This window comes from Sphingomonas faeni, assembly GCF_023195535.1.
In the GTDB taxonomy this organism is placed as follows: Bacteria; Pseudomonadota; Alphaproteobacteria; order Sphingomonadales; family Sphingomonadaceae; genus Sphingomonas; species Sphingomonas faeni_B.
Map to the genome: position 1 here is coordinate 1 of NZ_JALPNF010000027.1, position 1,321 is coordinate 1,321.

Sequence of the window (1,321 nt, forward strand, 5' to 3'; positions counted from 1 at the left end):
TGAACCGCCCCGGGTCTGCCGGAGGCCTTGGGTTGTGAGTCACGCCGCCATATCGATGTTGTCTGCGGCAGCATAATATTGGTGTTCGGCTTCGGCAGGCGGGATGTTGCCGATAGGCTCGAGCAGCCGACGATGATTGAACCAGTCGACCCATTCGAGCGTGGCATATTCGACAGCTTCGAAGCTGCGCCAGGGTCCGCGCCGGTGGATTACCTCGGCTTTGTAGAGGCCGTTGATCGTCTCGGCCAAAGCGTTGTCATAACTATCGCCGACGCTGCCAACCGACGGCTCGATCCCTGCCTCGGCAAGTCGCTCGGTGTACTTGATAGACACGTATTGCGACCCGCGGTCGCTGTGGTGAATCAGGCCACCACGGTGAACCGGCCGGCGGTCATGAAGCGCCTGCTCGAGCGCATCCAGGACGAAGCTGGCATGTGCTGTCCTGCTGGCACGCCATCCGACGATCCGGCGGGCGTAGGTGTCGATGACGAAGGCGACGTAGACGAACCCCGCCCAGGTCGCGACATAGGTGAAGTCCGACACCCAAAGCCTGTTTGGCGCTGGCGCAAAGAACTGGCGATTGACGTGATCGCGTGGGCACGGCGCCGTCTTGTCGCTGATGGTCGTGCGCACCGGCTTGCCCCGGATTACCCCTGCCAAGCCCATCTCGCGCATCAGCCGCTCCACGGTACAGCGCGCGACCGCAAAGCCCTCCCGCATCATCTGCCGCCAGACCTTGCGCACGCCGTAGACCGCGAAGTTCTCGGCGAACACGCGAGCTATCTCGGGTTTGAGGGCCACATCCTGCCGCGCCCGCGCCGACAGACGCGCTGAATCCTGTCGCTGCGCGACGTGCTTGTGGTAGGTGGATGGGGCGATCGGCAGGACGCGGCAGATCGGCTCGACCCCATAGGCATCGCGGTGATCGTCAATGAAAGCGATCATCGCCGGAACGGGCGGTCGAGCTCCGCCTGCGCGAAATATGCCGACGCCTTACGCAGAATCTCGTTGGCCTGCCGCAGCTCGCGGATCTCGCGTTCCAGCGCCTTCACCTTGTCGGCCACCTCGGTCGGGACACCGCCACGCTTGCCGCTGTCGACTTCGGCCTTCTTCACCCATTCATGCAGCGTCTGCGGAACGCAGCCGATCTTCTCGGCAATCGATACCACGGTCGCCCATCTGGACGGGTGATCACGCTCGTGATCGAAAACCATCCGTACCGCCCGCTCGCGGACTTCGGGCGCAAACTTGTTCGTCGTCTTGCTCGTCATGGCTCCACCTTCTCAGGAGTTGGAGCCTCCGACAAACCCGGCGCGGTTCA

1 protein-coding gene and 1 other annotated feature are annotated in these 1,321 nt (G+C 63.4%); the gene reads right to left on the reverse strand.

Annotated features, from left to right (window positions below; genetic code table 11):
- Positions 1 to 39: 39 nt before the first annotated feature.
- Positions 40 to 1,271 (reverse strand): IS3 family transposase gene (locus tag SPHN_RS18320; protein ID WP_432715116.1). Its coding sequence is split into 2 segments (ribosomal slippage): positions 40 to 974 and positions 974 to 1,271, totalling 1,233 coding nucleotides; the frame shifts between segments, so codons are not numbered across the junction.
- Positions 871 to 987: a sequence feature (AL1L pseudoknot), on the reverse strand. (Overlaps the previous gene by 117 nt.)
- Positions 1,272 to 1,321: the final 50 nt, after the last annotated feature.